This is a genomic window from Burkholderia paludis (genome assembly GCF_000732615.1).
Lineage (GTDB): Bacteria > Pseudomonadota > Gammaproteobacteria > Burkholderiales > Burkholderiaceae > Burkholderia > Burkholderia paludis.
The window spans coordinates 89,459-114,378 of sequence record NZ_JPGL01000017.1 but is presented as its reverse complement, the minus strand read 5'-3'; the positions used below and the strand labels follow the sequence as shown (position 1 = coordinate 114,378).

Here is a 24,920-nt window from a genome sequence, read left to right as displayed (position 1 = left end):
GAACACGGACGATGTCCCCACTCGAAATCGCCGGCGTGATCGTCAGCGCACTCGCGATCTGGCTGACCGCGAAGCGGCGCATGCTGTGCTGGCCGGTCGGGCTGGCGTCGGTCGCGCTGTACGGCTGGATCTTCTTCGACGCGAAGCTGTATTCGGACATGCTGCTGCAGGGCGCGTTCGCGGTGCTGCAGGTGTACGGCTGGCAGCGCTGGCTCGCGCAGCGCGCGAGCGAGGCCGGCGGCGGCGCGGCGCCGGCGGGCGACGTCGCGCCCGTCACCGGCGTGCGGCCGCGGCAGATGTTGCCCGACCTGATCGCGGCCGTCGTCGGCAGCGCGCTGCTCGGCGGCATGATGGCGCGCTGGACCGATGCGGCGCTGCCGTTCGTCGATGCGTCGCTGACCGCGTTCAGCCTCGTCGCGCAATACTGGACCGCACGGCGCTACATCGCGTCATGGGGGCTGTGGATCGTCGTGAACGTCGTGTACGTCGGGATGTTCGTGTTCAAGGAACTGTATCTGACGGCCGGACTCTATGCGCTGTTCATCGGGCTGGCCGTCGTCGGCTGGCGCGACTGGAGCCGGACGGCCGCGGCGCTGCGCGCGGCGGCCGGCGGCGCGCTGGCGCCGGGCGGCGGCGCACGCTGATTCGCGCGCCGATTCACTCAAGGAGCAACGTCGTTCATGTCATTTCCACTCGAGCCGGACGGGCCCCTGTCGCGCGACGTCGCGCCGCCGCAATTCGGCGTCGACGGCGTGCAGGCCGAACGCGACTGGCCGCTGATGACGCACGACGAGGTGGCGGCCGTGCTCGCGCGGATCGACGGCGCGGGCGAGCCGGCCCGGCTGACGTGGCACAGCCCGCGGCAGTTCGCGGCGGCCGTGCTGGTGCGGATGGCCGACGGGCGCGGGCTGTTCGTCAAGCGTCATCATGCGAGCCTGCGCGATGTCGCGGGGCTCGGGGAAGAGCATCGCTTCATCGCGCATCTGCGCGAGCGCGGCATGCCGGTGGTCGACGTGCTCGCGGATCGCGACGGCGCGACCGCATTCGCCTCCGGCGAATGGACCTACGAGGTGCACGTGCTGGCGCCCGGCGTCGACCCGTATCGCGGCGTGATGTCGTGGCAGCCGTTCACGCATCCGTCGCACGCGTATGCGGCCGGCCGCGCGCTGGCCGAACTGCATCGCGCGTCGGCCGGCTACGATGCGCCGGCGCGGCCCGTGCGCACGCTGCTGTCGAGTTTTCGCGTGCTGTCGTCCGCCGATCTGCCCGGTGCGCTCGAACGCTGGGTCGATGCGCAGCCGCTGCTCGTGCGCGCGCTCGGCGCGCGCGACTGGCGCGGCGACGTGGCCGACGCGATCGGCCCGTATCACGCGCGGCTCGTGCCGTTGCTGCCCGCGCTGCCGCCGCTGTGGACGCACGGCGACTGGCATGCGTCGAACCTGTTGTGGACCGACGCGGGGCCCGGCGCGCAGGTGCGGACCGTGCTCGATTTCGGGCTGTCGGATCGCACCTGCGCGGTGATGGACCTCGCGCTCGCGATCGAACGCAATACCGTCGACTGGATGGCGCCGGCCGATGCGCGCCGCGTCGAATACGCACAGATCGACGCGCTGCTCGACGGGTATGAATCGCTCGAACCGCTGGGTGACGAAGCGTATGCGGCGCTGGTTGCGATGCTGCCGATCGTGCATGCGGAGTTCGCGCTGTCGGAAGTGGCTTATTTCGGCTGCATCATCGATGCGCCGGCGATCGTCGATGTCGCGTACGACGGATACCTGATCGGTCACGCGCGCTGGTTCGGCGAACGTGACGGGCGGCAGCTGCTCGACTGGCTCGTGCGGCGCCGGCGCGCGAAGCAAGGGGTCGTTTGATTCTTGAGAATACCCTGGCAGCTTCACCGGTTCGGAGATTGATATGTTGCTCGAATCGTCATCGAAATCTTACCTGGATAGATTCGATTGGCTGTCGCACGCGAGTGCCGGAAGCGCTGAGTTCACCGCAAACGCAGCGGCGATAAATGAGCCAACTCTCATGTCAATGGTCAGTACAGCAGTTGTCGAGACAGCCGGGACTCACCTGCACGGTGACTTCACGGGTTGCGGACGTTGATTCAGCCGCGCTGCTGATCGGATAAATTTGCGTTTTCATCTGAAATGGTGCGTTTATCAAACCATCGTCTATGATGGCCTTTGTCACTTCGGAAGCACGTTTTGTCGCGAGTTGGGTAGGAGTGGTTTCATTTTTGGATGCGCTGCCAATTATGTAGATCCAGTTCTGAATCGGGTGCTTGGAATTGATTTCTGACACCCATCGTTCAATTCGTATTTTCTCGGATTCGGTGATCTCGTGACTGTTGGGTGAAAATGGAACGAACAGTTGTCGTGATGGAAGATTTTGTGATGCTTGGCATTCCGCAGTGGCGTCTGTGGGAAAAATTAATAATCCTGAAATCGCGGTGATGAGTGTTGTGATAAGAATCATCATGTTGATTTAGGCTCCTTAATCTGCAAATAAGCTTTCGCCGTAGATCACGAATCCGGTGAGTGTATCCGCATTTCTCAATGCCAGGTCAGGATTGGCCCTTGCCCATGCGGCTGCTGTGGGGTCAATTCCGTAACGAGGGTCGCCACTGCCGAAGGTGTCAATGAAATGTGTTACTTCGTGAATGAGCGTTGACAGCCGGGAATCTCCGAACATATTCTGGTCGCGCAAGCCAGTGCAGAATTTCATGGCGATACTTATAAGTTTCCGCTCTGTATTAGGTCCGCAAACGTGAGCGGCCTCGTTATCGATGTCACTCATATTCGGGACGCAGTCTAACATTCGGTCGAGGTTCGGATCGGTTCGGACGAAGTTGTGTGGTGTTAGCGTCTTCAGTACGGAGAGATGTCGTGAGAAGCCGTTGATAAGATATCGCCGTGTATTCTCGTCGCATCGATTGAACCAATAAGTCATTCTATTCTTGACGGTCTTGTCATGCCGATTCAGGTCGGCAATCCGTCGTTCGACAAGAATGATGGACCATTTAAGTAGCCGCGCTACCATGATTCTGAATTCTTTATTGGTCATGTTGGGGCAAATTGGCGTTGTGTTGATGTAAACGTCAACCGTTGAGCCCGGATTTGTGTTGGTGACTGCTCCAGAGTGAACGAGAAACCAATCTTTGTCTTCGTCGGCATCAAAATTGTATCGATTGTTGTCGGAAAAATTATTCATGGCTTCAAGGTCCCGTCGTGTCGATTTTCAAGAGTTTTGTTGCATCAGTAACGAAGATGCGTGTTTTCCCGGCGCTGTCAGTGTTGCAGATGAGGATATGTGCGGTATCCGTTACGCTTCAATAGTCATGGAACGGAATGGTTAAGTTTGTGTTTTCGGAACATCGAACAATCGTCTTTTAAAGTGGGCGTGTCCATAGAACTAGTTCGAAATTTTGGAATGCAAAGCGACTTTCTATGATTTTTACGTTGCCGAATTGAATGATCGAAAGTTAAGCGATCGTTCTGGCGAACTTTGACGGCTTCGTTGGGGCGCACGCGAATGCTCGGACGACGCGTACAGATGGTCATCTGGGCAGATATGGACGCTGGTCCGGCGAGTACAACATGCCGAAGATGACGGAAATATCATCTTCGCCTCATGTTCACACTGCGGCCGGACCGTAGCATCGGTCGCGAACCGTTACCGCAGAACCGAACATGCTCAAGCTCAACCTCGCCGTGGCCGTCGTCTTCGCGATGGCCGCGACGGCTCATGCGCAGCCGTCGCTGTCGCCGGGGCCGGCTCCTGCTGCCTCCGGCAGCACCGGGCCGATCGGCGCACCGCCACCCGACGCGCTCTCTTCCACCTCGTTGACGCTTTCCGATGCGCTCTCGGTCGCGGCCCGGAACAATCCGGCGCTGCGTGGCGCGCGCGCCGACGTCGATGCGTCGGCCGGCGCGCTGATGCAGGCCGGCGCGCGCCCCAATCCCGAAGTGTCGTTCCTGCAGGAAGGCTTTCGTCGCGCGGAGCGCACGTCGACAGTGCTGCTCAACCAGACGATCGAGCTGGGCGGCAAGCGCGGCGCGCGGCTCGACGTCGCGTCGTACGGACGGCAATCCGCCGATGCATCGCTCGATGAGCAGGGCGCGGCCGTGCGCGCCGACGTGATCGCCGCGTTCTACGGCCTGCTCGCCGCGCAGCGGCAACTCCAGGTGACCGAGGAATCGGCGGCGATCGCCGCGCGCTCGGCGGATCTCGCCGGGCGGCGCGCGCAGGCCGGCAAGGTGTCGCCGGTCGAGGCGACCAAGGCGCAGGTGGCCGCGGCGGCCGTGCAGATCGAAGTCGCGACGGCGCGCGGCCGCGTCGACGTCGCCCGCGAGAAACTGAACGCGGTGATGGGCGGCGCGCGCGCCGACCGGCGCGATGCGACTGGAGATCTCGAAGTCGTGCCGCCGGTCGAACCGTTGTCCGCGCTGACCGCGCAGCTCGACGACGCGCCGCTCACGCGCATCGCACGCGCCGAGATGCTGCGCGCGAACGCGACCGTGTCGCTCGAACGCGCGCGGCGCATTCCGGACATGACGATCAGCGCGGGGGCAAAACGCGTGACCACGGGCGGCGTGCCGGACAACCAGGCGGTGGTCGGCGTGTCGATCCCGATTCCGCTGTTCAACACGAACAAGGGCGCGCTGCTCGAAGCGACGCACAAGGCCGAGCGCGCGAACGCGAATCTCGATCGCGAACGCGCGCGGCTGCGGCTCGAACTGACGCAGGCGTATGCGAATTTCGAGGCGGCCGCGCAGGAGGCGCGGCGCCTGAAGACCGACATCCTGCCCGGCGCGCGCCTCGCGCTCGATGCGATGTCGCGCGGCTACGAACTCGGGAAGTTCAGCTTCCTCGACGTGCTCGACGCGCAGCGCACGCTGTTCCAGGGCCAGTCGCAATACGTGCGCGCGCTCGCCGATGCCCACACGGCGCGTGCCGACATCGGCCGGCTCGTCGGTACGCCGCTCGCATCGCTCGTGCAATAGCGCAACAGGCGCCTCCATTACCTGAAGGATCATCATGTCACGCAGCAGAATCCTGATCATCGCGGCGGTCGTACTCGGCAGTGCCGGGATCGTCCTCGGCGCACTCGGCGTCACGCGCAACGGCGGCGGCAACGGCACGTCCGCGTCGGCGGCGGCCGAAGCCGCTTCATCCGCCGAAGCCGCCGGCGAGCGCGGCGGTGTCGTGCTCCGGCGCGGCAAACTGTCCGTCGAAATCGTGATGACGGAGAAGCCCGGCGATGCGCGCCTCATCGTCTATCCGTTCGTCGACGGCAAGCCGGCCGACAAGGGCGTCACGGTGTCCGGCACGCTGGTTCGCTACGACAGCACGCACGAGCCCTTGCGTTTCGACGCGGCCGGCCAGAAGTTCGTGTCCGCGCAGTCGATTGCCAAGCCGCACGTGTTCGATGTGACGATCGACGTCAAGGCGGGCAAGGAAGCCGCATCGTTCCCGTTCGCACGCGCCGACGGCGCGCTCGCGTTGACCGATGCGCAACTGGCAACCTCGAGGATCGCGCTCGCGAAGGCCGGCCCCGTGCAGATTGCGACGCCGTTCCAGCTGCCGGGCGAGATCAGGTTCAACGAGGACCGCACCGCGCACGTGGTGCCCCGCGTGGCTGGCATCGTCGAGCAGGTGTCGGTGTCGCTCGGACAGAACGTCGCGAAGGGGCAGGAACTGGCCGTGATCGCGAGCACCGACGTCGCCGACCGGCGCAGCGAGCTGCTGACGGCCGAGCGCCGGCTGTCGGGCGCGCGGGCCACCTACGAACGCGAACGCACGCTGTGGCAGGAGCGCATCTCCGCCGAGCAGGACTACCAGCAGGCGCAGGTGCAGTTGCGCGAAGCCGAGATCGCGGTGCAGAACGCGCGGCAGAAACTGGCCGCGCTGAACGCGCCGGCCGGCGGAGGGGCGCTGAACCGTTACGTGCTGCGCGCGCCGTTCGCGGGCACGATCGTCGAGAAGCATGCGACGCCCGGCGAGGCGATCGCCGCCGATGCGAGCATGTTCGTGATCTCCGACCTGTCGACCGTGTGGGCCGAAATGGCGGTGCCCGCGCAGCGGCTGAACGACGTGCGCGTCGGCCGCGACGCGACCGTGATCGCGACCGCGTTCGAATCGCGCTCGAGCGGCCCGATCGCGTACGTGGGTTCGCTGCTCGGCGAACAGACGCGCACCGCGCCGGCGCGCGTCGTGCTGCCGAACCCGGAAGGCGTGTGGCGGCCGGGGATGTTCGTGAACGTGTCGGTCGACGCGGGCAGGCAGCGCGTGCCGCTCGCGGTCGCGAGCGACGCGTTGCAGGACGTCGACGGCGCGCCGTCGGTGTTCGTGCGCGCGCGGCAAGGGTTCGTCGCGCAGGCCGTCGAAACGGGGCGGCGCGACGAACGCGCGACCGAGGTGCTGAAGGGGCTCAAGCCCGGCCAGGAATACGCGGCGTCGAACAGCTTCGTGCTGAAGGCCGAACTCGGCAAGGGGAGCGCGGAACATGAATGACCGGGGCATGTACGCGGCGCCGCAAAGGGCGGCGGGAATCCACGCCCGATTCGCGCGCCGATTCGCACCTCGACTCGCGGCCCGACTCGCGGCCCGATTCGCGGCCCGATTCGCAACCCGATTCGCAGCCCGACTCGCAGCCCGATTCGCAGCCCGATTTTCGGCCCGATTCGCAACCCGCTTTCCCGCTCGCCGCGCGAGCGGCCGGGCGGCCCGCCCGGTGCGGGCGGCCGTTCTCCGCTTCAAGGAATCCCGTCATGTTTGAGCGCCTGATCCGCTTTGCGATTGCGCATCGCTGGCTCGTGATGCTGGCGATCGCGGCCGTGGCCGCGCTGGGCGTGTTCAGCTACCAGAAGCTGCCGATCGACGCGGTGCCCGACATCACGAACGTGCAGGTCCAGATCAACACGTCCGCGCCCGGCTACTCGCCGCTCGAGGCCGAGCAGCGCATCACCTATCCGGTCGAAACCGTGATGGCCGGCCTGCCGGGCCTCGAGCAGACGCGCTCGATCTCGCGCTACGGGCTGTCGCAGGTCACCGTGATCTTCAAGGACGGCACCGACATCTACTTCGCGCGACAGCTCGTCAACGAGCGCATCCAGGAGGCGAAGGACAAGCTGCCGCCCGGTATCGCGCCCGCGATGGGGCCGACGTCGACGGGCCTCGGCGAGATCTACCTGTGGACCGTCGAGGCCGACGCGGCCGCGCGCAAGCCCGACGGCACGCGTTATACGGCCGCCGACCTGCGCGAACTGCAGGACTGGGTCGTCCGGCCGCAGTTGAGGAACGTGCGCGGCGTGACCGAGGTGAACTCGATCGGCGGCTACGTGAAGGAATACCGCGTCGCGCCGAATCCGGCGAAGCTGATGTCGTACGGGCTGACGCTCGCCGATGTCGTGCGCGCGCTGGAGCGCAACAACGACAATGTCGGCGCCGGCTACATCGAGAAGCGCGGCGAGCAGTATCTCGTGCGCGTGCCGGGCCAGGCGCGCACCGTCGACGACATCGCGAACATCGTGCTGACCAACGTCGGCGGCGTGCCGGTGCGGATGAAGGACGTCGGGCTGGTCGACATCGGCCGCGAACTGCGCACCGGCGCGGCGACGTCGAACGGCGAGGAGGTTGTGCTCGGCACCGTCTTCATGCTGATGGGCGAGAACAGCCGGACGGTCTCGAAGGCCGTCGCCGCGAAGATGGCGGACGTGAACCGCACGCTGCCGGCCGGCGTGAAGGCGATCCCCGTGTACGACCGCACCGTGCTCGTCGAGAAGGCCGTCGCCACGGTGAAGAAGAACCTGCTGGAAGGCGCGATCCTGGTGATCGCGGTGCTGTTTCTGTTCCTCGGCAACATCCGGGCGGCGCTGATCACCGCGCTGGTGATTCCGCTGTCGATGCTGATGACCTTCACCGGCATGGTCAACGCAAAGGTGAGCGCGAACCTGATGAGCCTCGGCGCGCTCGACTTCGGGATCATCGTCGACGGCGCGGTGGTGATCGTCGAGAACTGCGTGAGGCGGCTCGCGCATGCGCAGGCCGCCGCCGGCCGGCCGCTGACGCGCGACGAGCGCTTCGCGGAGGTGTTCGGCGCGTCGCAGGAAGCGCGCCGCGCGCTGATCTTCGGGCAACTGATCATCATGGTCGTGTACCTGCCGATCTTTGCGCTGACCGGCGTCGAAGGCAAGATGTTCCACCCGATGGCGATAACCGTCGTGATGGCGCTCGCCGCCGCGATGGTGCTGACCGTCACGTTCATTCCGGCGGCCGTCGCGCTGTTCATCGGCGAGCGCGTCGAGGAGAAGGAAAACCGGCTGATGGGCTGGGCGCGGCGCGCGTACGAACCGGTGCTCGCCGCGTTCATGACGCGCCCCGCGCGCGTGATGATCGGCGCGGGCGCGATCGTGCTGGTCACGCTCGGTCTCGCCACGCGGCTCGGCAGCGAGTTCATTCCGAGCCTGAACGAAGGCGATCTGGCCGTCTCCGCGCTGCGGATTCCCGGCACGAGCCTGTCGCAATCGGTCGAGATGCAGAAGTCGATCGAGAAGACGCTGAAGGCGCGCTTTCCCGAGATCGAGCGCGTGTTCGCGCGCACCGGCACCGCCGAGATCGCGGCCGATCCGATGCCGCCGAACCTGTCGGACGGCTACATCATGCTGAAGCCGGCGGACCGGTGGCCCGACCCGAAGAAGCCGCGCGAGCGGCTCGTGCGCGAGATCGAGGCGGCGCTGGCGGAGCTGCCGGGCAACGCATACGAATTCTCGCAGCCGATCCAGCTGCGCTTCAACGAGCTGATCTCGGGCGTGCGCAGCGACGTCGCGGTGAAGATCTTCGGCGACGACATGGCCGTGCTGAACCAGACCGGCGAGCAGATCGCGGCCGCGCTGCAGAAGGTGCCGGGCGCGTCGGAGGTGAAGGTCGAGCAGACCACGGGCCTGCCCGTGCTGACCGTCAATCTCGATCGCGACAAGCTCGCGCGCTACGGTGTGAGCGTCGCCGATCTGCAGGACTCGGTGGCCGCGGCCGTCGGCGGGCAGAAGGCCGGCACGCTGTTCCAGGGCGACCGCCGGTTCGACATCGTCGTGCGGCTGCCCGACGAGCTGCGCTCGGACATCGAGGCGATCAAGCGGCTGCCGATCGCGCTGCCGCCATCAGTTGCGGGCGCCGGCGCACCGCTCGCGGCGGCGCCCTACGTGCCGCTCGCCGAACTGGCGACGATCGACGTCGCGCCGGGGCCGAACCAGATCAGCCGCGAGGACGGCAAGCGGCGGGTCGTCGTCAGCGCGAACGTGCGCGGCCGCGACGTCGGCTCGTTCGTCGCCGATGCGCGCGAGCAGTTGCAGCAGGACGTGCGCGTGCCGGCCGGCTACTGGGTGTCGTGGGGCGGGCAGTTCGAGCAGTTGCAGAGCGCCAGCGAGCGCCTGAAGCTCGTCGTGCCGCTCGCGCTGTTCATGGTGTTCGTGCTGCTGTTCGTGATGTTCAACAACGTGAAGGACGGGCTGCTCGTGTTCACCGGCATTCCGTTCGCGCTGAGCGGCGGCGTCGTGTCGCTGTGGCTGCGCGGGATTCCGCTGTCGATCACGGCGGCGGTCGGCTTCATCGCGCTGTCCGGCGTCGCCGTGCTCAACGGCCTCGTGATGATCTCGTTCATCCGCAACCTGCGCGACGAAGGGGTGCCGCTCGACGCCGCCGTGCGCGAGGGCGCGCTCACGCGGCTGCGGCCCGTGCTGATGACCGCGCTCGTCGCGTCGCTCGGGTTCCTGCCGATGGCGTTCGCGACCGGCACCGGCGCGGAGGTGCAGCGCCCGCTCGCGACCGTCGTGATCGGCGGTATCCTGTCGTCCACGGCGCTGACGCTGCTGGTGCTGCCCGTGCTGTACCGGGCGAGCCAGGCGGTGTCGTGGCGCGCCGCGTTGCGCGGCGGTTTCGGCGCGGGCGTGCTGCGCCGGCTGGGTTTTTTCAAGGGTCGAGCGTGATGCGAATTCTGATTGTCGAGGATGAACCGAAGACGGGCGCGTATCTGCGCAAGGGCCTGACCGAGGCCGGCTATGTCGTCGACTGGGTCGAGGACGGCGTCACGGGCCAGCACCAGGCCGAGACCGAGGAGTACGACCTGCTCGTGCTCGACGTGATGCTGCCGGGGCAGGACGGCTGGACGCTGCTGCAGAACCTGCGGCGCAGCAAGTCGACGCCGGTGCTGTTCCTGACCGCGCGCGACGACGTCGGCGATCGCGTGAAGGGGCTCGAGCTCGGTGCCGACGATTATCTCGCCAAGCCGTTCGATTTCGTCGAGCTGACCGCGCGCATCAAGTCGATCCTGCGGCGCGGCCAGCCGCGCGACGCGAACACGCTGCGCGTGGCCGATCTCGAACTCGACCTGACGCGCCGCAAGGCCACGCGGCAGGGCGACACGATCCTGCTCACCGCGAAGGAGTTCGCGCTGCTGTGGCTGCTGATGCGCCGCGAAGGCGAGATCCTGCCGCGCGCGACGATCGCGTCGCAGGTATGGGACATGAATTTCAACAGCGACACGAACGTCGTCGATTCGGCGATCCGGCGCCTGCGCTCGAAGATCGACGACGCGTACGACCCGAAGCTGATCCACACCGTGCGCGGGATGGGCTACGTGCTCGAGGCGCGCGGCGCCGCCGCGGCATGATCGCGCGCCTGCTGCCGCGCACGCTGCGCGGACGCCTGACCGCGCTGATCATCCTGTCGACGTCGGCGATACTCGCGTCGAGCGGCGTCGCGCTCTACGAGGCGCTGGGCAATCGCGTCGCGACGACGGCGGCCGAGCAGATGGCCGGCACGTCCGCCGCGTTGGGCGCGCACCTGGCCGAAGCGCGCACGACGGCCGACGTCGCGCGCAACCGCGACCTCTGGATCGACCAGTTGCACGGCCATCCGAACATGGATCTCGCGATCTTCGACGCGGCGGGCACGCGCCTCGTCGGCACGCCCGGTTTCCGCCCGTACGCGCCGCTGCTGTCGCTGGATGCCGGGCGCGTGCCGGTCGGCGTCGCGCCGCCCGGCGCGCCGCACCGCTATCTGGTGACGACCGTGCCGCTTGCCGGCGCGGGGGCGGGTGCGGTGCGCGTCGCGGTGCAGTACGACGGCAGCGCCGACGTGCAGCTGCTGCGCACGCATGCGTACACGATCGTCGTGATCGAGGTGTTCGGCGTGGTGCTGGCGGCCGCGTTCGCATACGGCATCGCGGCGCTCGGACTGAGCCCGCTGCGGCGGTTCGCGGCGCGCGCCGAGCAGATGTCGACGAGCCGGCTTGCGCATCCGCTGCCGGCGCTCGATACGTCCGGCGAACTGAAGGAGCTGGAACACGCGTTCAACGGGATGCTCGAGCGGCTGAACGAATCGTTCACGCGGCTGAGCCAGTTCTCGTCGAATCTCGCGCACGACATGCGCACGCCGCTGACGAACCTGCAGGCAGCCGCGCAGGTCGTGCTGTCGCAGCCGCGCAGCGCGGACGAATACCGGAACGTGATCGAGTCGAGCATCGACGAGTACCAGCGGCTGTCGCGCATGATCGAGGACATGCTGTTTCTCGCGCGTTCGGAACAGGCCGGCGCGTCGATCGGCTTGCGGCGCCTGGATGCGGCGGCGGAGGCGGGGCGCGTCGCGGGCTATTACGAGCCGCTCGCGGAGGATGCGGGCGTGACGGTGAAGGTGGACGGCCATGCGTGGGTCGATGCGGACCTGACGCTGTACCAGCGTGCACTGAGCAACCTGCTGTCGAACGCGCTTGCCTACGCGCCGCGCGGCAGCGTCGTGACGATCGACTGCGTGGAGCAGGGCGGCGCGACGACGATCGCCGTGTCGGATACCGGGCCCGGCATCGCCGCGGAGCATGTCGGGCGGATCTTCGAGCGCTTCTATCGCGTCGATCCGTCACGGCACAATTCGGCGTCCGGCACGGGGCTCGGCCTCGCGATCGTCCGGTCGATCATGGACAATCACGGCGGCGAATGCGGCGTCGACAGCGAACCGGGCCGGCGCACGACGTTCTGGCTGCGCTTCCCGCGATTGCCGGCCGAGCCGGCGCGGCCGGCCGCCACCCCCGTCTGACAGCGCGGGCGGGACCGGCCGCGCAATCGCCGCGGGGCGGCGGCGCGCGGCAGGTCGCCCGCGATCGTGCGAGCGGGCAGCATCAACGCGTCGCCAGGCTGTCGTGGTTGTCGGTCTGCGGCTTCTTCTCGCCGCCATGCACCGAGATCCCGTGCAGTTCCTTGTTGCGTGCGACGACCTCGCCGCTCGGCGGGTACTGCGTCTTGCTGATCGGCACGACGCCGTCGTGCTGCGCCTGCTTCAGTTCGTTGACGACCTGCGTGCGGGTCTTGCCTTGCGTTTGGGTTTGCGTCTGCGTTTGCGCGAACGCGGCCGGGGTGGCCATGCCGAGCGACAGCGCGGCGGTGACGAACAGAGTGGCGAGTTGTGCGGTTTTCATCGAGTGCTCTCCTAGATCAGGGCCGCCGGGTGGCGATCCATGGACCCAGTATGCGAAAGCGGCCGTGCGTGATCGTGATCCGCAGATGAGAAATACGTCAGATTGAGCGACGCGGGGCGCCGCCGTCGGCGCCCGATCGCCATGACGGAATCGTCATGTTCGCGTCATGGGCGCGATGCGCGTGCGGCGGAACATGAAGTCTGCCGATGGCCGAGTGGGCCGGCGGCATTCGCGCCGTTCGCGACAGCAGCATGGAACGCGGGCGGCCTCGTTCAGACTTTCCTTCCGGACCGAAAAGTGCATCGTCCCGCCCTTCGCCTCGACTTGATCGCAGTCCTGATCGTTCCGCTGTTCGCGGGCTGCGCATCGACACGTTCCGGCACCGCTCCGACCGCGCCGGTTGCCGCGCGCAAGCCGCCGCCGGCCGACCTCATGCCCGGCGAACAGATCGATTACGCCGGGCATCGCTGCGGCAACCCGAACCTGTACGTGAAAACGCACAATTGCCTGTTCCCGAAGCGCAACCTCGCACCCTGATCGTCGGGCCTGCCGCCGCAAAAAAAACGGCCCGGCACGCGACGTGTCCGGGCCCAATGCGGATCGTGCCGTGCGGCAGCGGCCCGCTTGCGTGGTCGGCAACGGGCGTTGCCCGTGACGGTTCCGATCGTAGCGGCGCGACGCGTCGCGAACCTGATCGGGACATGAGATTTCCGTCACCCGCGCGCCCGGTCGGCCGGTGCGATCAGAACCGGTGGCGCAACCCGAGATTGACGATGCCCTGCGTGCGCGTGCCGCCATAGCCGTACGAGCCGATCGACGCCTGCGCGGCCTGCGTGCCGCCGTCGGGCGTGCGCTGTTCGCCGTTCGCGCGCTGCCATGCGCCGACCGCATAGAGATCGGTGCGCTTCGACAGCACGTAGTCGGCGCCGGCGGACACCTGATGGTAGGCCGCGCCCGTGTCGCCGCTGGCGCGCGTGTAGCTGTAGCCGGCGCCGACGAGCAGGCGGGGGCTGGCCTGATAGTTGAAGAAGCCGCGCACCGTGTCGTATTTCTGCGTGCCGCGAAACGCGGACATCGCGTCGGCCTTGTACAGCGCGTTGCTGTAGTCGACGCCGACCGCGAACGGCGCGAAGCTGTAGCGCAATGCACCGCGAGCGATGCCGATCGATTTCGCGGAGAGATAGCCGCCGTTGACCAGCGAGCCGTCGAACGTGCCGTCGGAGGTGCCGCTCCAGCCGGTGCGGATGCCGTTCGCGAGCGTCGCGTGATTGGCCGCATGGTAGTAGCCGCCCGCCATGTCGAGCGGGCCGTTGCCGTACGACAGGCCGGCCGACCAGGTTTGCCCGGCGCCGCTCTTGCCGGCCACGCCGCCGAGCGCAACCATGCCGACGAACCGGAAGCCGCCGATCGCGGGCGACGTGTATTTCACCGCGTTGTCGGTGCGCGACGACGTGTCGTAATTGTCGACGTCGCCGGGTGTCGCGTAGACGCTGCCGAAGTAGAAGTCGCCCGTCACCGGCCAGACGAGATCCGCGAGCGGGTCGTACTGGCGGCCGAACGTCAGGGTGCCCCAGCGCGTGCTGTCGAGGCCGACGAAGGCCTGCCGGCCGAACATCCGGTTGCCCTGGCCGAGCGCGCCGGTGTTCGGATTGAAGCCGTTTTCGAGCGTGAAGATCGCCTTCAGCCCGCCGCCGAGATCCTCCGAGCCCGTCACCCCGAAGCGGTTGCCGAGCAGGTTGCCGTTGCCGAGGCCGACGAGGTTCCCGCCGTCCGCGCCGGCGTTCCACACGTACGTCAGCGACGTATCGAACAGGCCGTAGAGGGAGACTTCCGCTGCATGCGCAGCCTGGGCGGCCGCGAGCAGCGCACCCGACATCATGGCAAGCCGAACTGGAGTTTTCATGGTGTGTCCCTGGAGATCAAGATGAGCGTTTCGTGCATCGGTCGACGCCGGCGCCGCGCGTCATGCGGGGCGGACTGGAAATGTCGCGATCGCGCTGGCGATTCTGGGAAGCGTTCGGATCGTGAAGGTGAGGGACAAATGAGGAAAATGTCATCACCGCGTCATGGAGGATGCATCGCGCGACGAATCTGATTAGCAGTGCGACACAAGCGGTTCGGAGTCGGTGACGAAACCGTCATGGCGCGATCACGATGCCGCACCGCCGACGGATCAAAGTGAAGGCTCCTGTCACGGATTTCCAGCAAGGAGCGAACAACATGAATCTATCGCGACCGATGATCGCCGCATCCCTGGCCGCCCTGTCGATTGCGGCCGTCTCGCAGGCGCTGGCCGCGCAGCCGAAAACGCGCCAGGAGGTGCGTCAGGAACTGGTGCGCGCACGGCACGACGGCGTGATCCCGAGCCCCAATCACGACTATCCGGCGAGTCCGGCCACCGTCGCGCGCAATCAGGACATCCACCGCGCGACGGTGCATCGCGGCGAGCGGGCGCCGGTGGTCGACGCGCACGACAACCGCTTCGCGGCTCGTTGACCGTTCATTCGCGGCCGGCCGGCACGATGCGCGGCGGCCGCGTTCATCCGTGGAAAGGAGCGTGTCATGCGCAAGGTGGCGAAAGGAATCGTGCTGGCCGCGTGCCTGCTGTCGACGGCCGCGCTGGCGGCCGGCTGGCCCGAACGGGCGCTGTCGCATGCGCCGGTGCACGACGGGGGGCGCCGCGCGAACGAGCGGATGCGCTGCGAGCTCGCGACCGTGCCGGCCGGCCAGTGGACTGCGACGTTCACGCGCGGGCAATGCGCGGTCGACGACGGCCGGCTGACGTTCGTGCCGGCCGAGGCGGGCGGCGGGTCAGGCGCTTCGTCGCAGCGGATTCCGCTCGGCGACGTCCGTACCGCGTCGCATCAGTCGCGCAAGCTGAAGGAGCAACTGCAACTGACGATGCGCGACGAGGTGATCGCGCTGAACGTGCTGACCGACGACGGCAGCCGCAAGTCGCGCGAGCATGCGATCGACCTGTGGGCCGCGCTGCGCGACGCGGGCGTGACGCCCGTCAACGGCGCGCGCATCGTCGACACGTATCCGGCGGGCGCAACGACGTGGTAGCCGATGCGTCGCCGCGCGCGGCCTATCCGGCCTTCACCGATCCTTCGATCAGGAAGAACACGATGAAGCCGATGAAGAACGCGGCCGTCGCGAACGGCGTTTCGGGTACCTCGTGCGCTTCGACCAGCAGTTCCTCGGTCACGAGGTACAGCAGCGCGACGGTGCCGAGCCCGAGCAGCGCGGCGTAAAGATTGGCTGGCAGGCCGGCAAACGCCGCGTTGCCGGCAACGGCCGCGATGCCCAGCAGCGCCGCGAGCCCGACCGGCACGACGATCGACAGCACGCGGCCGATGCCGGCCGCCGCGAGCGCGGCGCTGACCGACAGCGCGAGGAACAGCACTTCGAGCGTCAGCGCGACGGTGAGGATGATGCCGCTTTCGTCGCTCGCGGAAAATGCGATGCCGAGCACGAGGCCGTCGACCACGAGGTCGATCGCGGTGACGACGATCAGGCTCACGGGCAGCCGCGCGGCTTCGAAGCGCGTTTCGATCGCGCTCGACAGCGCGCGGATCGCGAGCATCAGCGCGATGCCGAGCACGAAGCCGACGACGACCGGAAACAGCGCATGCGCGCGGTCCTGCGGCAGCAATTCGAGCGCCGCGGCCGCGAACACGATGCCGCCGGTGAAGTGCTGGATGACGCTCGACGTGTTCGGGCCGGGCGCGCGCCACGCGGCCGCGAGGGCGCCGAAACAGGCCGCCAGCACGGGCGGTAACGTCAGCAGCGCAAGCTTGGCGGTCGGTGTCATGAGGCCTCTCGAACGGTCGGCATGCCGCGCCGGGCCCGGCGTTGCGCCGCCCGGCCGCATGATACGGGGCACACGCGCCGGGCGGGGCCCCGGCGCTCCCCCGGGATTGAACACCCTGAAGCCGCTTCAAGGTCAAGCCGTTCGATGCGGGGCGCGCCGGCGCGCCCGTTGCGCTCAGAGCTGCGCGAGCGCCTGGTCGAGATCGGCGAGCAGGTCGTCGATATGCTCGATGCCGATCGACAGCCGCACCGTTTCCTCCTTCACGCCGGCCTTCGCGAGTTCGGCCGGCGAGAGCTGGCGGTGGGTCGTCGAGGCCGGGTGCGTCGCGAGCGACTTGGTATCGCCGATGTTGACGAGCCGCGTGAACAGCTGCAGCGCGTCCTGGAACTTCGCGCCGCCGTCGCGGCCGCCCTTCACGCCGAACGTCAGGATGCCCGGCGCGCGGCCCGACAGGTAGCGTGCGACGAGCGGGTGGTCGGGGTGATCGGGCAGGCCCGCGTAGTTCACCCATTCGACGTGCTCGTGGCGCGCGAGATGCTGCGCGATCTTCAGCGCGTTGTCGCTGATCCGTTCGACGCGCAGCGCGAGCGTCTCGATGCCCTGCAGGATCTGGAATGCGTTGAACGGCGAGATCGCCGCGCCCATGTTGCGCAGGGGCACCACGCGCGCGCGGCCGATATAGGCGGCCGGCCCGAACGCCTCGGTGTAGACGACGCCGTGATAGCTGACGTCCGGCTCGTTCAGCCGCTTGAAGCGGTCGGCATGCTCGGCCCACGGGAACTTGCCCGAATCGACGACGGCGCCGCCGAGGCTCGTGCCGTGCCCGCCGAGATATTTCGTCAGCGAGTGCACGACGATGTCCGCGCCGTGCTCGAACGGGCGCAGCAGGTACGGGGACGGCACCGTGTTGTCGACGATCAGCGGAATCCCGTGGCGATGCGCGACTTCGGCGAGCGCGGCGATGTCGGTGACGTTACCGAGCGGGTTGCCGACCGATTCCGCGAAGATCGCCTTCGTGCGCGCGTCGATCAGCGGCTCGAACGACGCGGGGTCGCGCGGATCGGCGAAGCGCGTCGTGATTCCGTATTGCGGCAGCGTGTGCGCGAACAGGTTGTAGGTGCCGCCGTACAGTGAACTCGCGGACACGATGTTGTCACCGGCCTCGGCGATCGTCTGGATCGCGTACGTGACGGCCGATTGCCCCGATGCGAGCGCGAGCGCGCCGATACCGCCCTCGAGCGCGGCGATCCGCTTTTCGAGCACGTCCGTCGTCGGGTTCATGATGCGCGTGTAGATGTTGCCCTGGACCTTCAGGTCGAACAGGTCGGCGCCGTGCTGCGTGTCGTCGAATGCGTACGCAACGGTCTGGTAGATCGGTACGGCGACCGCGCGCGTGGTCGGGTCGGGACGATAACCGCCGTGCACGGCGATGGTTTCGAGACGCCAGTTCGAAGAGGCCTGATCGGTCATGGGTGCTCCGTCTGTTGTTGTGATGGTCGAGCGATTATAGAAGCACGCGCGCTGCCATCCTTAGAACGAATGGTTTGTTGCTTATGGCAAGACCCTGCATAAAATGGCATTTTCCGCAAACAAGGGGTACTCGATGAGTCAGGATCATTGGAACCAGGTGGATGCGTATTTCTCCGCGACGCTCGTGCCGACCGACGACGCGCTCGACGCCGCGCTGGCGGCGAGCGATGCGGCCGGGCTGCCCGCGATCAATGTCGCGCCGAACCAGGGCAAGCTGCTGCAGCTGCTCGCGACGATCCGCGGCGCGCGCCGGATCCTCGAGGTCGGCACGCTCGGCGGCTACAGCACGATCTGGCTCGCGCGGGCGTTGCCGCCGGGCGGCACGCTCGTGACGCTCGAGCTGGACCCGGGCCATGCGCAGGTCGCGACGCGGAACATCGCGCGCGCCGGGTTTGCGGAAGCCGTGACGGTGGTGGTGGGCAGCGCGAAGGAGAGCCTCGCGCGGCTCGTCGAAGCCGGCGAGGCGCCGTTCGATTTCATCTTCATCGATGCGGACAAGGACAACAACCCGGTCTATCTCGAGGCCGCGCTGAAGCTGTCGCGGCCCGGCACGGTGATCGTCGTCGACAACGTCGTGCGCGGCGGGCGCGTGGCCGATCCGGACAATCGCGATCCCGATGTGGTCGGCGTACGCGACGGGTTCGCGCTGCTCGCGGCCGCACGGAACCTCACGACCACCGCCGTGCAGACGGTCGGGCAGAAGGGCTGGGACGGCTTCTCGATTTCGATCGTCGGCGCGTAACGCGGCGCGGCGGCGCACGCGGGTGGTCGTGCGGCGCGCTTCTCGCGATGCTGCCCGGCGTGCGGGGCCGGACGCCGCCGTCAGGCCGCGGCCGGGCCGGCCCGGATGCGCGAACGGCGCGACGCCCGCAGGCGCCGCGCCGCGCGCCGTTCATCGGCCGTCGACCACGTCGCGCAGGAAGGTGTCGAGCATCGACACGTCGCCCCACGGCCGCTTGTATTCACGATCGTGTTCGGCGTCGGCGAGCATCGTCTCGACGAGCGCGTGGATCGCCGGCCGGCGCGCTCCGTACTCGCTTTCGTTCGCGCTCATCTTCAGCGCGAGCAGCGCATCGAGTTCGGCGCGCACCGCCGGCTCGTGCACGGTGCCGGCGACGAGATCCGCGAAGCGCATCGGCGGCATCCCGAGCCCCGAGTCGATCCAGCGCACCGCGAGCAGCGGCCGCAGCACGTACAGGTACTTCTTGTAACGCACCGTGTCGCCTTGCAGGTAGCCGCGAAAGTTCTTCTTCGCCATCGCGAGGTAGTGGTGGCGCCCGCGCATCGGCGAGAAGAACGCCGCCGCCAGCGTGCGCAGCCGCGGCGCCCAGCGCGCATCTTCGCGATACACGACGGGCGAGTCGAGCCATTCGAGCAGCGTCGGGTTCGAGCGGTGCAGCAGTTGCAGCGCCTTGCGCAGCTCCCATCCGCTGACGTCGAGCTCGTCGTCGAGCGGCCGCTCGATCACGTCGCGTTGCGGTTCGACGCCGAGGTACCAGTCGCGCCGGTGCGCGTAGACGAAGCGCACGTCGTAGTCGCTGTCCGGCGACGCGAATCCCCAGCCGCGGCTGCCCGATTCGCAGGCGAACAGCACGTGCACGTCGTGGCGGCGCTCGACGTCGGCGAGTTCCGCCATCACGCGCGCCCGCACGCCCGGGTCGACCGGATGCGCGCTGCGCACGGCGGCCAGTGTCTTGTCGGTTTTCATGATTGTCGTATTCCTTTTCGTTGCGCGCGGCCGCCGGCCTTCGGCCGCGCACCGCGCTATCCTTTCACGCACACCACCTGGCGCAGCGTGTGCACCACTTCGACGAGGCTGCGCTGGGCCGCCATCACCGCGTCGATGTCCTTGTAGGCCATCGGGATTTCGTCGACGACGCCCGCGTCCTTGCGGCATTCGACGCCCTGCGTCGCCTTGACCTGGTCGTCGGCCGTGAAGCGGCGCTTCGCTTCGGTGCGGCTCATCGTCCGGCCCGCGCCGTGGCTGCACGAGCAGAAGCTTTCCGGGTTGCCGAGCCCGCGCACGATGAAGCTCTTCGCACCCATCGAGCCCGGAATGATCCCGAGTTGCCCCTTCTGCGCGGACACCGCGCCCTTGCGCGTCACGAGTACGTCTTCGCCGAAGTGGCGTTCGCGCTGCACGTAGTTGTGGTGGCAGTTCACCGCGTGTTCGTCGACCGTGAACGGCTTCGCGATCACGCCGCGCGCCGCGCCGATCACCGCATCCATCATGGCCTGCCGGTTGCGCCGCGCGTAGTCCTGCGCCCAGCCGACCGCCTCGACGTAATCGTCGAAGTGCCGGCTGCCTTCGGTGAAATACGCGAGGTTGCGATCCGGCAGGTTCGCGATGTGCTGCCGCATGTCGGCCTGCGCGAGTTCGATGAACAGGCTGCCGATCGCGTTGCCGACGCCGCGCGAACCGCTGTGCAGCATGAACCACACGTGGTCCGCCTCGTCGATGCACACTTCGATGAAGTGGTTGCCGGTGCCGAGCGTGCCCAGGTGCGCATAGTGGTTCGTCTTTTCCAGCTTCGGATACTTGTCGACGATCCGCTGGAAGCGCGGCTGCAGCGACTGCCACGATTCGGTCACGGCGGCCGGCGTGCGGTCGCCCCACGCGCCCGGATCGCGGCGACCCGGCGCGCGGCCGTGCGGCACCGCGCGTTCGATCGCGCCGCGCAGCCCCGCGAGCGAATCCGGCAGGTCCGACGCACGCAGCGTCGTGCGGGCGGCCATCATCCCGCAGCCGATGTCGACGCCGACCGCGGCCGGAATGATCGCGCCCTTCGTCGGGATCACGCTGCCGATCGTCGAACCCTTGCCGAGGTGGACGTCCGGCATCACCGCGACGTGGCGGAAGATGAACGGCATCTGCGCGGTGTTGCGCAGTTGCGCGCGCGCTTCGTCCTCGACGGCGACGCCTTGCGTCCACATCTTCACCGGCTTGCCGTTCGCCAGTTCCATCACCTGGTAATCCATGTCACTCATTTGCTTCACCTGATTCATTCAGTCATTCAGTCATTCATTCGTCCGGCCCGGCGCATTTGCGCCGCGCCGTGTCGTCCGTCAAGCGCCCTTGATGCTGACGAGTCCGTTCAGCACCTGGTCGAGACCGCCGAACACCGAGATGCGGTCGATCCGTTCGGCCACGCGCTCGAGCGTTTCCAGCTCCTTGAGCCGCAGCGCGGTCGGGTTTTCTTCCATCACCTTCGCGGTGTTCAGCAGCGAACGCGTGGCCGCCGTTTCCTCGCGGCGGCGAATCACGTTCGCCTGCGCGGCCTTTTCCGCCTCGACCACCTGCGCGAGGATCGTCTTCATGTCGCCCGGCAGCACGATGTCCTTCACGCCGACGCTGCGCACGTCCACGCCCGACCGGTCGAGGCGTGTGCGCACCTGCGCGATCACGACGTCGTCGAGCGACTGCTTGTCCTCCAGCAACTCGTCGAGCGAGCGCGTGCCGACGGCGGCCCGCAGCGCGAACTGCAACTCGCGATACAGGTGTTCGACCGGCTTCTGCAACTGGCCGAACGCATGCAGCACGTCCGCATAGCACCACGTCGCCGACAGGTTCAGCCGCAGCGCGACCTTGTCGCGCGTCAGGATTTCCTGCCCGCCGACTTCGATCGCCTGCAGGCGCAGGTCGACGAGTTCGACCGCGACGTCGCGGTTGAAGCGCCAGAATGCCGACGTGCCCGCATCCAGCAGCCGCTCGATCTTGCCGTCGATCTTCAGCACGCCGACGTGGTATGCCGGCACCTGCGCCAGCAGCACGCCCGTCAGGCCCGCCACGCCGCGCGCACGCAGCGCCGGCTGCGCGATGCGCTTCACGAGCGCGGCCGGCAGCATGCTGCCCTGCGCGAGATCGACGCGCTCGAGACGGTGCGCGGTCAGGCCGCGCCAGTACAGCCGGCGCGTGCCCGGCGGCAGGATCTCGACCAGCACGTCGTCTTCGTAGCGCAGGCCCGCTTCGTCGTCGGCGAGATCCATCGCGACGAAGTGGCGTGCCAGCACGTCCTGCGCGTCGTGACGCAGGTAATCGGCCAGCGCCGCGTCGGCGAGCGGCGCGTCGAGACGCGCGGCCTGCACCGACAGGCGCTTGAACGGATCGAAGGCCTTGAACACGCCCGGTTCCAGCACCTTCACGAAATCGCCCTCGTTCATCAGCAATGCGCGTTCGTTCTTTTTCACTACATGTCGCATCCACATATTCTTGTCCTTTTCTTCGATGACCGCCGGGTGACGCGCATCGTGCGGATCGCGGTGCGACGCAACCGGGCGGGCGGCGCGCCGGCCTGCGTCGACGTGCACGGCGACGCATTCTGCATCGCGTCGTCGTGCGCATTCGCGCGGGCCGTGCGGCCGCCCGGCCGATCGCGCGGAACCGCAACCGGTCCGACGCGCGGCGGGCCTCGCGGCCCGCACCGGCGGGTACTGCTTTCATTAAGAGGCTGCCCTTGCGGACAGCGTTCGAGCGGGATTCGAACCCGCTACACGCCGGCTTGCGCCGGCTGCTCTACCAATTGAGCTACCGAACAATGGGCGCCCCGGGATTCGAACCCGGGCGAAGTTCCAGTACGCACCCGTTTGCCTTCGTCTGCCCATGGCGGCATGCGCGACCGCGACGAACCAGGTTCGGCGGCGGCGCACCAGCAGGGCTTGTTGAACCCTGGCTCGCGGGCCAGCGGGACATCCGGCGCTTTCTATATAGCGAGGAGCGTGCCAGCGGGCGGTTTTTCTCTCGAAGAAATTCTCAAATCGTTGAAAGTAAAGGGGAAATTATTTCTTCTGATGGGCGGCGCATGAATGTCGGGGTGAGATGATGTCCGGAAAATCCGATACAATCCGATCGTCAATTATCTTGTGGGATAAACATGCGCAAGACCGTCGCGATCGGTTTTCTCGGCACGGTGCTCGACCAGGGCGGCGGCTCGCAGCGCCGCTGGCGCAACTGGCGGCCGACGATCTCGCTGTGCGAGCAGCGCGACACGCCGATCGACCGGCTCGAACTGCTGCATTCACCGGACTTCGCGCGCCTCGCGAACCGCGTGAAGCAGGACCTGGAGCGCGTGTCGCCGCACACCGACGTGCGGCTCGTCCCGCTCGAGATTCGCGATCCGTGGGATTTCGGGGAGGTCTACGCGACGCTGCACGATTTCGCGCGCGCCTACCCGTTCGATCTCGATCGCGAGGAATACCTGATCCACATCACGACGGGCACGCACGTCGCGCAGATCTGCTGGTTCCTGCTGGCGGAAGCGCGCTACCTGCCCGCGCGTCTCGCGCAGACGGCGCCGCCGCAGAAGACCGACGAGGGGCCGAGCGGTCCCGGCACGATGTCGGTGATCGACCTCGACCTGTCGCGCTACAACCTGATCGCGCAGCGCTTCACGCGCGAGCGCGATGAAACGGTGTCGTTCCTGAAGGCGGGCATCGCGACGCGCAACGCGCGCTTCAACGCGCTGATCGAGCAACTGGAGCGCGTGGCCGTGCGGTCGCGCGCGCCGATGCTGCTCGTCGGGCCGACGGGCGCCGGCAAGTCGTTTCTCGCGAGGCGGGTGTACGAACTGAAGCGGGGCCGTCATCGGCTCGCGGGGCCGTTCATCGAGATCAACTGCGCGACGCTGCGCGGCGACGCGGCCATGTCCACGCTGTTCGGCCATGTGAAGGGTGCATTCACGGGTGCGCAGTCGGCGCGCGCGGGGCTGTTGCGCGCGGCGGACGGCGGGCTGCTGTTTCTCGACGAGATCGGCGAGCTCGGGCTCGACGAACAGGCGATGCTGCTGAAGGCGATCGAGGAGAAGCGCTTCCTGCCGGTGGGCGCGGACGCCGAGGCGAGCAGCGATTTCGAGCTGATCGCGGGCACGCATCGCGACCTGCGGCAGATGGTGGCGGCCGGCACGTTCCGCGAGGATCTCTACGCGCGGATCAATCTGTGGACGTACACGCTGCCCGGGCTGGCCGAGCGTCGCGAGGACATCGAGCCCAACCTCGAATTCGAGCTCGACCGTTTCGGCCGCGAGCAGGGCGAGCAGGTGCGTTTCAACGTCGAGGCGAAGCGGCGCTATCTCGCGTTCGCGGCGTCGCCGCGTGCGGCGTGGCCCGGCAACTTCCGCGAGCTGTCCGCGTCGGTCACGCGGATGGCGACGCTGGCCGATGCGGGGCGGATCACCGAAGCGCTGGCCGAACAGGAAGTCGAACGGTTGACGCACACGTGGTCGCCGCCGGGCGGCGCGGGCACGTCCGACGCATGCGTCGACGCAGTGTTCGGCGCGCGTGCCGAGGAGCTCGACCTGTTCGATCGCGCGCAGCTCGAACGCGTGCTCGACGTGTGCGGCGCGTCGGCAAGCCTGTCGGAAGCCGGGCGCACGCTGTTCGCGGTATCGCGGCAGAGCAAGAAGCAACCGAACGATGCGGACCGGCTGCGCAAGTATCTTGCGCGGTTCGGGCTCGACTGGGAGGGGGTGAGGGGCGCGCTCGACGCGTTGCGGTGACGGGCGCACGATGCGTGCGCTGCGTCGGACGTGCAGGCTCATGCGTACGGTATCGTGCGCGCAAATTTCGGGAGGGTGGTGGTGGTCGTGATTCCTTCGTCGGTCAGATCGCTGTTTGCCGATTCGGGTTGGCGTGGCGATTCCGGTTGCCGCGTGTCATCCGGCGATGGCGAACATCCGGGGGATGCCATCCTGCGCGAGTTCGGCGGGCTGGTCGTGGGTGCTGCCGGCAACGGGCAAACCTGCGCGCGAATGGGGCTCGCATTTCATGCGCTGGCGCGCAAGGATCGCCAGATCGACGCGTGGGAACAGGCGCTCGGGACGACGATGATCGGCTTCGCCGAGGACGATCTCGGGTACGCCGAGTTTTATGCCGATGCGCAGGGCCGTGTGTTCTCGACCAATTGCGTGGTCGACGGCGTGTATCTGTGCGGATTCACGTTCGGCGAAGCGGTCGAGCGCACGCTGCTCGGGCACGTGTCGGTTCCGCTATTGCTCGACGACCGGGCAACGATTGCCTGTTACGGCGAGGATCTGACGATCGACGATCCGCGCGTGATGACGGTCGGTCAGCTCCTCGGCCGCATGTGATGCGGCGACGCGCTCCGGCCGT

General features: G+C 67.5%; 23 protein-coding genes and 1 tRNA gene. 14 read left to right on the top strand and 10 right to left on the bottom strand.

Annotated elements, in window-relative coordinates; translation table 11 throughout:
- Positions 1–11: 11 nt before the first annotated feature.
- Both pnuC and GQ56_RS0112990 read left to right on the top strand, forming a co-directional pair.
- Positions 12–644 carry a nicotinamide riboside transporter PnuC gene (pnuC, locus tag GQ56_RS0112995; protein WP_031399068.1) on the top strand — a complete coding sequence of 211 codons (633 nt, stop codon included), beginning with the start codon at positions 12–14 and terminating at the stop codon, positions 642–644.
- A 36-nt stretch (positions 645–680) separates the two neighbouring features.
- Positions 681–1,871 (top strand): phosphotransferase enzyme family protein, encoded by a 1,191-nt coding sequence (locus GQ56_RS0112990; protein WP_031399067.1) that lies wholly within the window; start codon positions 681–683, stop codon positions 1,869–1,871.
- A gap of 163 nt (positions 1,872–2,034) precedes the next feature.
- Here the strand turns inward: GQ56_RS0112990 and GQ56_RS41210 are convergent, their stop codons facing one another.
- Both GQ56_RS41210 and GQ56_RS41205 read right to left on the bottom strand, forming a co-directional pair.
- Entirely contained in the window at positions 2,035–2,484 is a 450-nt protein-coding gene (locus GQ56_RS41210; RefSeq protein ID WP_075122936.1) for an OmpA family protein, read from the bottom strand.
- A gap of 15 nt (positions 2,485–2,499) precedes the next feature.
- Entirely contained in the window at positions 2,500–3,216 is a 717-nt protein-coding gene (locus GQ56_RS41205; RefSeq protein ID WP_075122935.1) for a M35 family metallo-endopeptidase, read from the bottom strand.
- Between the two features lie 479 nt (positions 3,217–3,695).
- On the opposite strand from GQ56_RS41205, the gene GQ56_RS0112980 reads away from it, so the two are divergent.
- The 5 genes from GQ56_RS0112980 (at position 3,696) to GQ56_RS0112960 (ending at position 12,093) form a co-directional block, all read left to right on the top strand.
- Positions 3,696–5,009 (top strand): TolC family protein, encoded by a 1,314-nt coding sequence (locus tag GQ56_RS0112980; protein WP_031399066.1) that lies wholly within the window; start codon positions 3,696–3,698, stop codon positions 5,007–5,009.
- A 34-nt stretch (positions 5,010–5,043) separates the two neighbouring features.
- A complete protein-coding gene (locus GQ56_RS0112975; RefSeq protein ID WP_031399065.1) occupies positions 5,044–6,519 on the top strand; it encodes an efflux RND transporter periplasmic adaptor subunit in 1,476 nt (491 codons plus the stop codon).
- 257 nt (positions 6,520–6,776) lie between these two features.
- Positions 6,777–9,989: an efflux RND transporter permease subunit gene (locus GQ56_RS0112970; protein ID WP_031399064.1), complete on the top strand. Its 3,213-nt coding sequence runs from the start codon at positions 6,777–6,779 to the stop codon at positions 9,987–9,989.
- Positions 9,989–10,672, top strand: coding sequence for a heavy metal response regulator transcription factor IrlR (gene irlR, locus GQ56_RS0112965; RefSeq protein ID WP_031399063.1), 684 nt, complete (start codon positions 9,989–9,991; stop codon positions 10,670–10,672). The genes GQ56_RS0112970 and irlR overlap by 1 nt, the downstream gene beginning before the upstream one ends.
- On the top strand, positions 10,669–12,093 hold the full coding sequence (locus GQ56_RS0112960) for a heavy metal sensor histidine kinase (protein WP_031399062.1): 1,425 nt from the start codon (positions 10,669–10,671) through the stop codon (positions 12,091–12,093). The genes irlR and GQ56_RS0112960 overlap by 4 nt, the downstream gene beginning before the upstream one ends.
- A gap of 82 nt (positions 12,094–12,175) precedes the next feature.
- On the opposite strand, the gene GQ56_RS0112955 is transcribed toward GQ56_RS0112960, so the two are convergent.
- Positions 12,176–12,472 (bottom strand): DUF4148 domain-containing protein, encoded by a 297-nt coding sequence (locus GQ56_RS0112955; protein ID WP_031399061.1) that lies wholly within the window; start codon positions 12,470–12,472, stop codon positions 12,176–12,178.
- A gap of 102 nt (positions 12,473–12,574) precedes the next feature.
- On the opposite strand from GQ56_RS0112955, the gene GQ56_RS46500 reads away from it, so the two are divergent.
- Positions 12,575–13,009 carry a hypothetical protein gene (locus GQ56_RS46500; RefSeq protein ID WP_235212691.1) on the top strand — a complete coding sequence of 145 codons (435 nt, stop codon included), beginning with the start codon at positions 12,575–12,577 and terminating at the stop codon, positions 13,007–13,009.
- 205 nt (positions 13,010–13,214) lie between these two features.
- Here GQ56_RS46500 and GQ56_RS0112945 read toward each other — a convergent pair whose 3' ends face one another.
- Entirely contained in the window at positions 13,215–14,375 is a 1,161-nt protein-coding gene (locus tag GQ56_RS0112945; RefSeq protein ID WP_031399059.1) for a porin, read from the bottom strand.
- A 317-nt stretch (positions 14,376–14,692) separates the two neighbouring features.
- Between GQ56_RS0112945 and GQ56_RS0112940 the strand changes: the two genes are divergently transcribed.
- Entirely contained in the window at positions 14,693–14,968 is a 276-nt protein-coding gene (locus GQ56_RS0112940) for a DUF4148 domain-containing protein (protein WP_031399058.1), read from the top strand.
- 66 nt (positions 14,969–15,034) lie between these two features.
- Positions 15,035–15,538: a hypothetical protein gene (locus tag GQ56_RS0112935; protein WP_031399057.1), complete on the top strand. Its 504-nt coding sequence runs from the start codon at positions 15,035–15,037 to the stop codon at positions 15,536–15,538.
- Between the two features lie 22 nt (positions 15,539–15,560).
- Here the strand turns inward: GQ56_RS0112935 and GQ56_RS0112930 are convergent, their stop codons facing one another.
- Together GQ56_RS0112930 and GQ56_RS0112925 are read right to left on the bottom strand one after the other, a co-directional pair.
- Positions 15,561–16,286, bottom strand: a complete 726-nt coding sequence (locus GQ56_RS0112930; RefSeq protein ID WP_031399056.1) for a ZIP family metal transporter — start codon at positions 16,284–16,286, stop codon at positions 15,561–15,563.
- 174 nt (positions 16,287–16,460) lie between these two features.
- Positions 16,461–17,756, bottom strand: a complete 1,296-nt coding sequence (locus GQ56_RS0112925; protein ID WP_031399055.1) for an O-acetylhomoserine aminocarboxypropyltransferase/cysteine synthase family protein — start codon at positions 17,754–17,756, stop codon at positions 16,461–16,463.
- 133 nt (positions 17,757–17,889) lie between these two features.
- Here GQ56_RS0112925 and GQ56_RS0112920 point away from each other — a divergent pair, with 133 nt between their 5' ends.
- Positions 17,890–18,558 carry an O-methyltransferase gene (locus tag GQ56_RS0112920; protein ID WP_031399054.1) on the top strand — a complete coding sequence of 223 codons (669 nt, stop codon included), beginning with the start codon at positions 17,890–17,892 and terminating at the stop codon, positions 18,556–18,558.
- A gap of 150 nt (positions 18,559–18,708) precedes the next feature.
- Here the strand turns inward: GQ56_RS0112920 and GQ56_RS0112915 are convergent, their stop codons facing one another.
- From GQ56_RS0112915 to GQ56_RS0112900, 4 genes are all read right to left on the bottom strand, one after another.
- Positions 18,709–19,524, bottom strand: coding sequence for a nucleotidyltransferase domain-containing protein (locus GQ56_RS0112915; protein ID WP_031399053.1), 816 nt, complete (start codon positions 19,522–19,524; stop codon positions 18,709–18,711).
- 56 nt (positions 19,525–19,580) lie between these two features.
- Positions 19,581–20,804, bottom strand: coding sequence for an RtcB family protein (locus tag GQ56_RS0112910; RefSeq protein ID WP_031399052.1), 1,224 nt, complete (start codon positions 20,802–20,804; stop codon positions 19,581–19,583).
- Between the two features lie 78 nt (positions 20,805–20,882).
- Entirely contained in the window at positions 20,883–22,022 is a 1,140-nt protein-coding gene (locus GQ56_RS0112905; RefSeq protein ID WP_031399051.1) for a slipin family protein, read from the bottom strand.
- Positions 22,023–22,279: 257 nt separating this feature from the next.
- Positions 22,280–22,351, bottom strand: a tRNA-Cys gene (locus GQ56_RS0112900).
- A 73-nt stretch (positions 22,352–22,424) separates the two neighbouring features.
- Between GQ56_RS0112900 and GQ56_RS44235 the strand changes: the two genes are divergently transcribed.
- The 3 genes from GQ56_RS44235 (at position 22,425) to GQ56_RS0112890 (ending at position 24,898) form a co-directional block, all read left to right on the top strand.
- The gene (locus GQ56_RS44235) at positions 22,425–22,619 is read left to right on the top strand and encodes a hypothetical protein (protein WP_152601744.1); all 195 of its coding nucleotides are present in this window, start codon (positions 22,425–22,427) and stop codon (positions 22,617–22,619) included.
- Positions 22,620–22,687: 68 nt separating this feature from the next.
- Positions 22,688–24,307 carry an RNA repair transcriptional activator RtcR gene (rtcR, locus tag GQ56_RS0112895; RefSeq protein WP_031399050.1) on the top strand — a complete coding sequence of 540 codons (1,620 nt, stop codon included), beginning with the start codon at positions 22,688–22,690 and terminating at the stop codon, positions 24,305–24,307.
- Between the two features lie 153 nt (positions 24,308–24,460).
- A complete protein-coding gene (locus tag GQ56_RS0112890; RefSeq protein WP_235212690.1) occupies positions 24,461–24,898 on the top strand; it encodes an SUKH-3 domain-containing protein in 438 nt (145 codons plus the stop codon).
- The last annotated feature ends 22 nt before the right edge of the window (positions 24,899–24,920 follow it).

Bases quoted from the DNA above. Each gene is read 5' to 3' on its own strand.
- GQ56_RS0112930 (WP_031399056.1), bottom strand. From the start codon at position 16,286: ATGACACCGACCGCCAAGCTTGCGCTGCTGACGTTACCGCCCGTGCTG.
- GQ56_RS0112980 (WP_031399066.1), top strand. From the start codon at position 3,696: ATGCTCAAGCTCAACCTCGCCGTGGCCGTCGTCTTCGCGATGGCCGCG.
- rtcR (WP_031399050.1), top strand. From the start codon at position 22,688: ATGCGCAAGACCGTCGCGATCGGTTTTCTCGGCACGGTGCTCGACCAG.
- GQ56_RS0112955 (WP_031399061.1), bottom strand. From the start codon at position 12,472: ATGAAAACCGCACAACTCGCCACTCTGTTCGTCACCGCCGCGCTGTCG.
- pnuC (WP_031399068.1), top strand. From the start codon at position 12: ATGTCCCCACTCGAAATCGCCGGCGTGATCGTCAGCGCACTCGCGATC.
- irlR (WP_031399063.1), top strand. From the start codon at position 9,989: ATGCGAATTCTGATTGTCGAGGATGAACCGAAGACGGGCGCGTATCTG.
- GQ56_RS0112905 (WP_031399051.1), bottom strand. From the start codon at position 22,022: ATGTGGATGCGACATGTAGTGAAAAAGAACGAACGCGCATTGCTGATG.
- GQ56_RS41210 (WP_075122936.1), bottom strand. From the start codon at position 2,484: ATGATGATTCTTATCACAACACTCATCACCGCGATTTCAGGATTATTA.
- GQ56_RS0112945 (WP_031399059.1), bottom strand. From the start codon at position 14,375: ATGAAAACTCCAGTTCGGCTTGCCATGATGTCGGGTGCGCTGCTCGCG.
- GQ56_RS0112935 (WP_031399057.1), top strand. From the start codon at position 15,035: ATGCGCAAGGTGGCGAAAGGAATCGTGCTGGCCGCGTGCCTGCTGTCG.
- GQ56_RS0112975 (WP_031399065.1), top strand. From the start codon at position 5,044: ATGTCACGCAGCAGAATCCTGATCATCGCGGCGGTCGTACTCGGCAGT.
- GQ56_RS0112970 (WP_031399064.1), top strand. From the start codon at position 6,777: ATGTTTGAGCGCCTGATCCGCTTTGCGATTGCGCATCGCTGGCTCGTG.
- GQ56_RS41205 (WP_075122935.1), bottom strand. From the start codon at position 3,216: ATGAATAATTTTTCCGACAACAATCGATACAATTTTGATGCCGACGAA.
- GQ56_RS0112990 (WP_031399067.1), top strand. From the start codon at position 681: ATGTCATTTCCACTCGAGCCGGACGGGCCCCTGTCGCGCGACGTCGCG.
- GQ56_RS0112920 (WP_031399054.1), top strand. From the start codon at position 17,890: ATGAGTCAGGATCATTGGAACCAGGTGGATGCGTATTTCTCCGCGACG.
- GQ56_RS0112910 (WP_031399052.1), bottom strand. From the start codon at position 20,804: ATGAGTGACATGGATTACCAGGTGATGGAACTGGCGAACGGCAAGCCG.
- GQ56_RS0112960 (WP_031399062.1), top strand. From the start codon at position 10,669: ATGATCGCGCGCCTGCTGCCGCGCACGCTGCGCGGACGCCTGACCGCG.
- GQ56_RS0112915 (WP_031399053.1), bottom strand. From the start codon at position 19,524: ATGAAAACCGACAAGACACTGGCCGCCGTGCGCAGCGCGCATCCGGTC.
- GQ56_RS44235 (WP_152601744.1), top strand. From the start codon at position 22,425: ATGCGCGACCGCGACGAACCAGGTTCGGCGGCGGCGCACCAGCAGGGC.
- GQ56_RS0112940 (WP_031399058.1), top strand. From the start codon at position 14,693: ATGAATCTATCGCGACCGATGATCGCCGCATCCCTGGCCGCCCTGTCG.
- GQ56_RS0112925 (WP_031399055.1), bottom strand. From the start codon at position 17,756: ATGACCGATCAGGCCTCTTCGAACTGGCGTCTCGAAACCATCGCCGTG.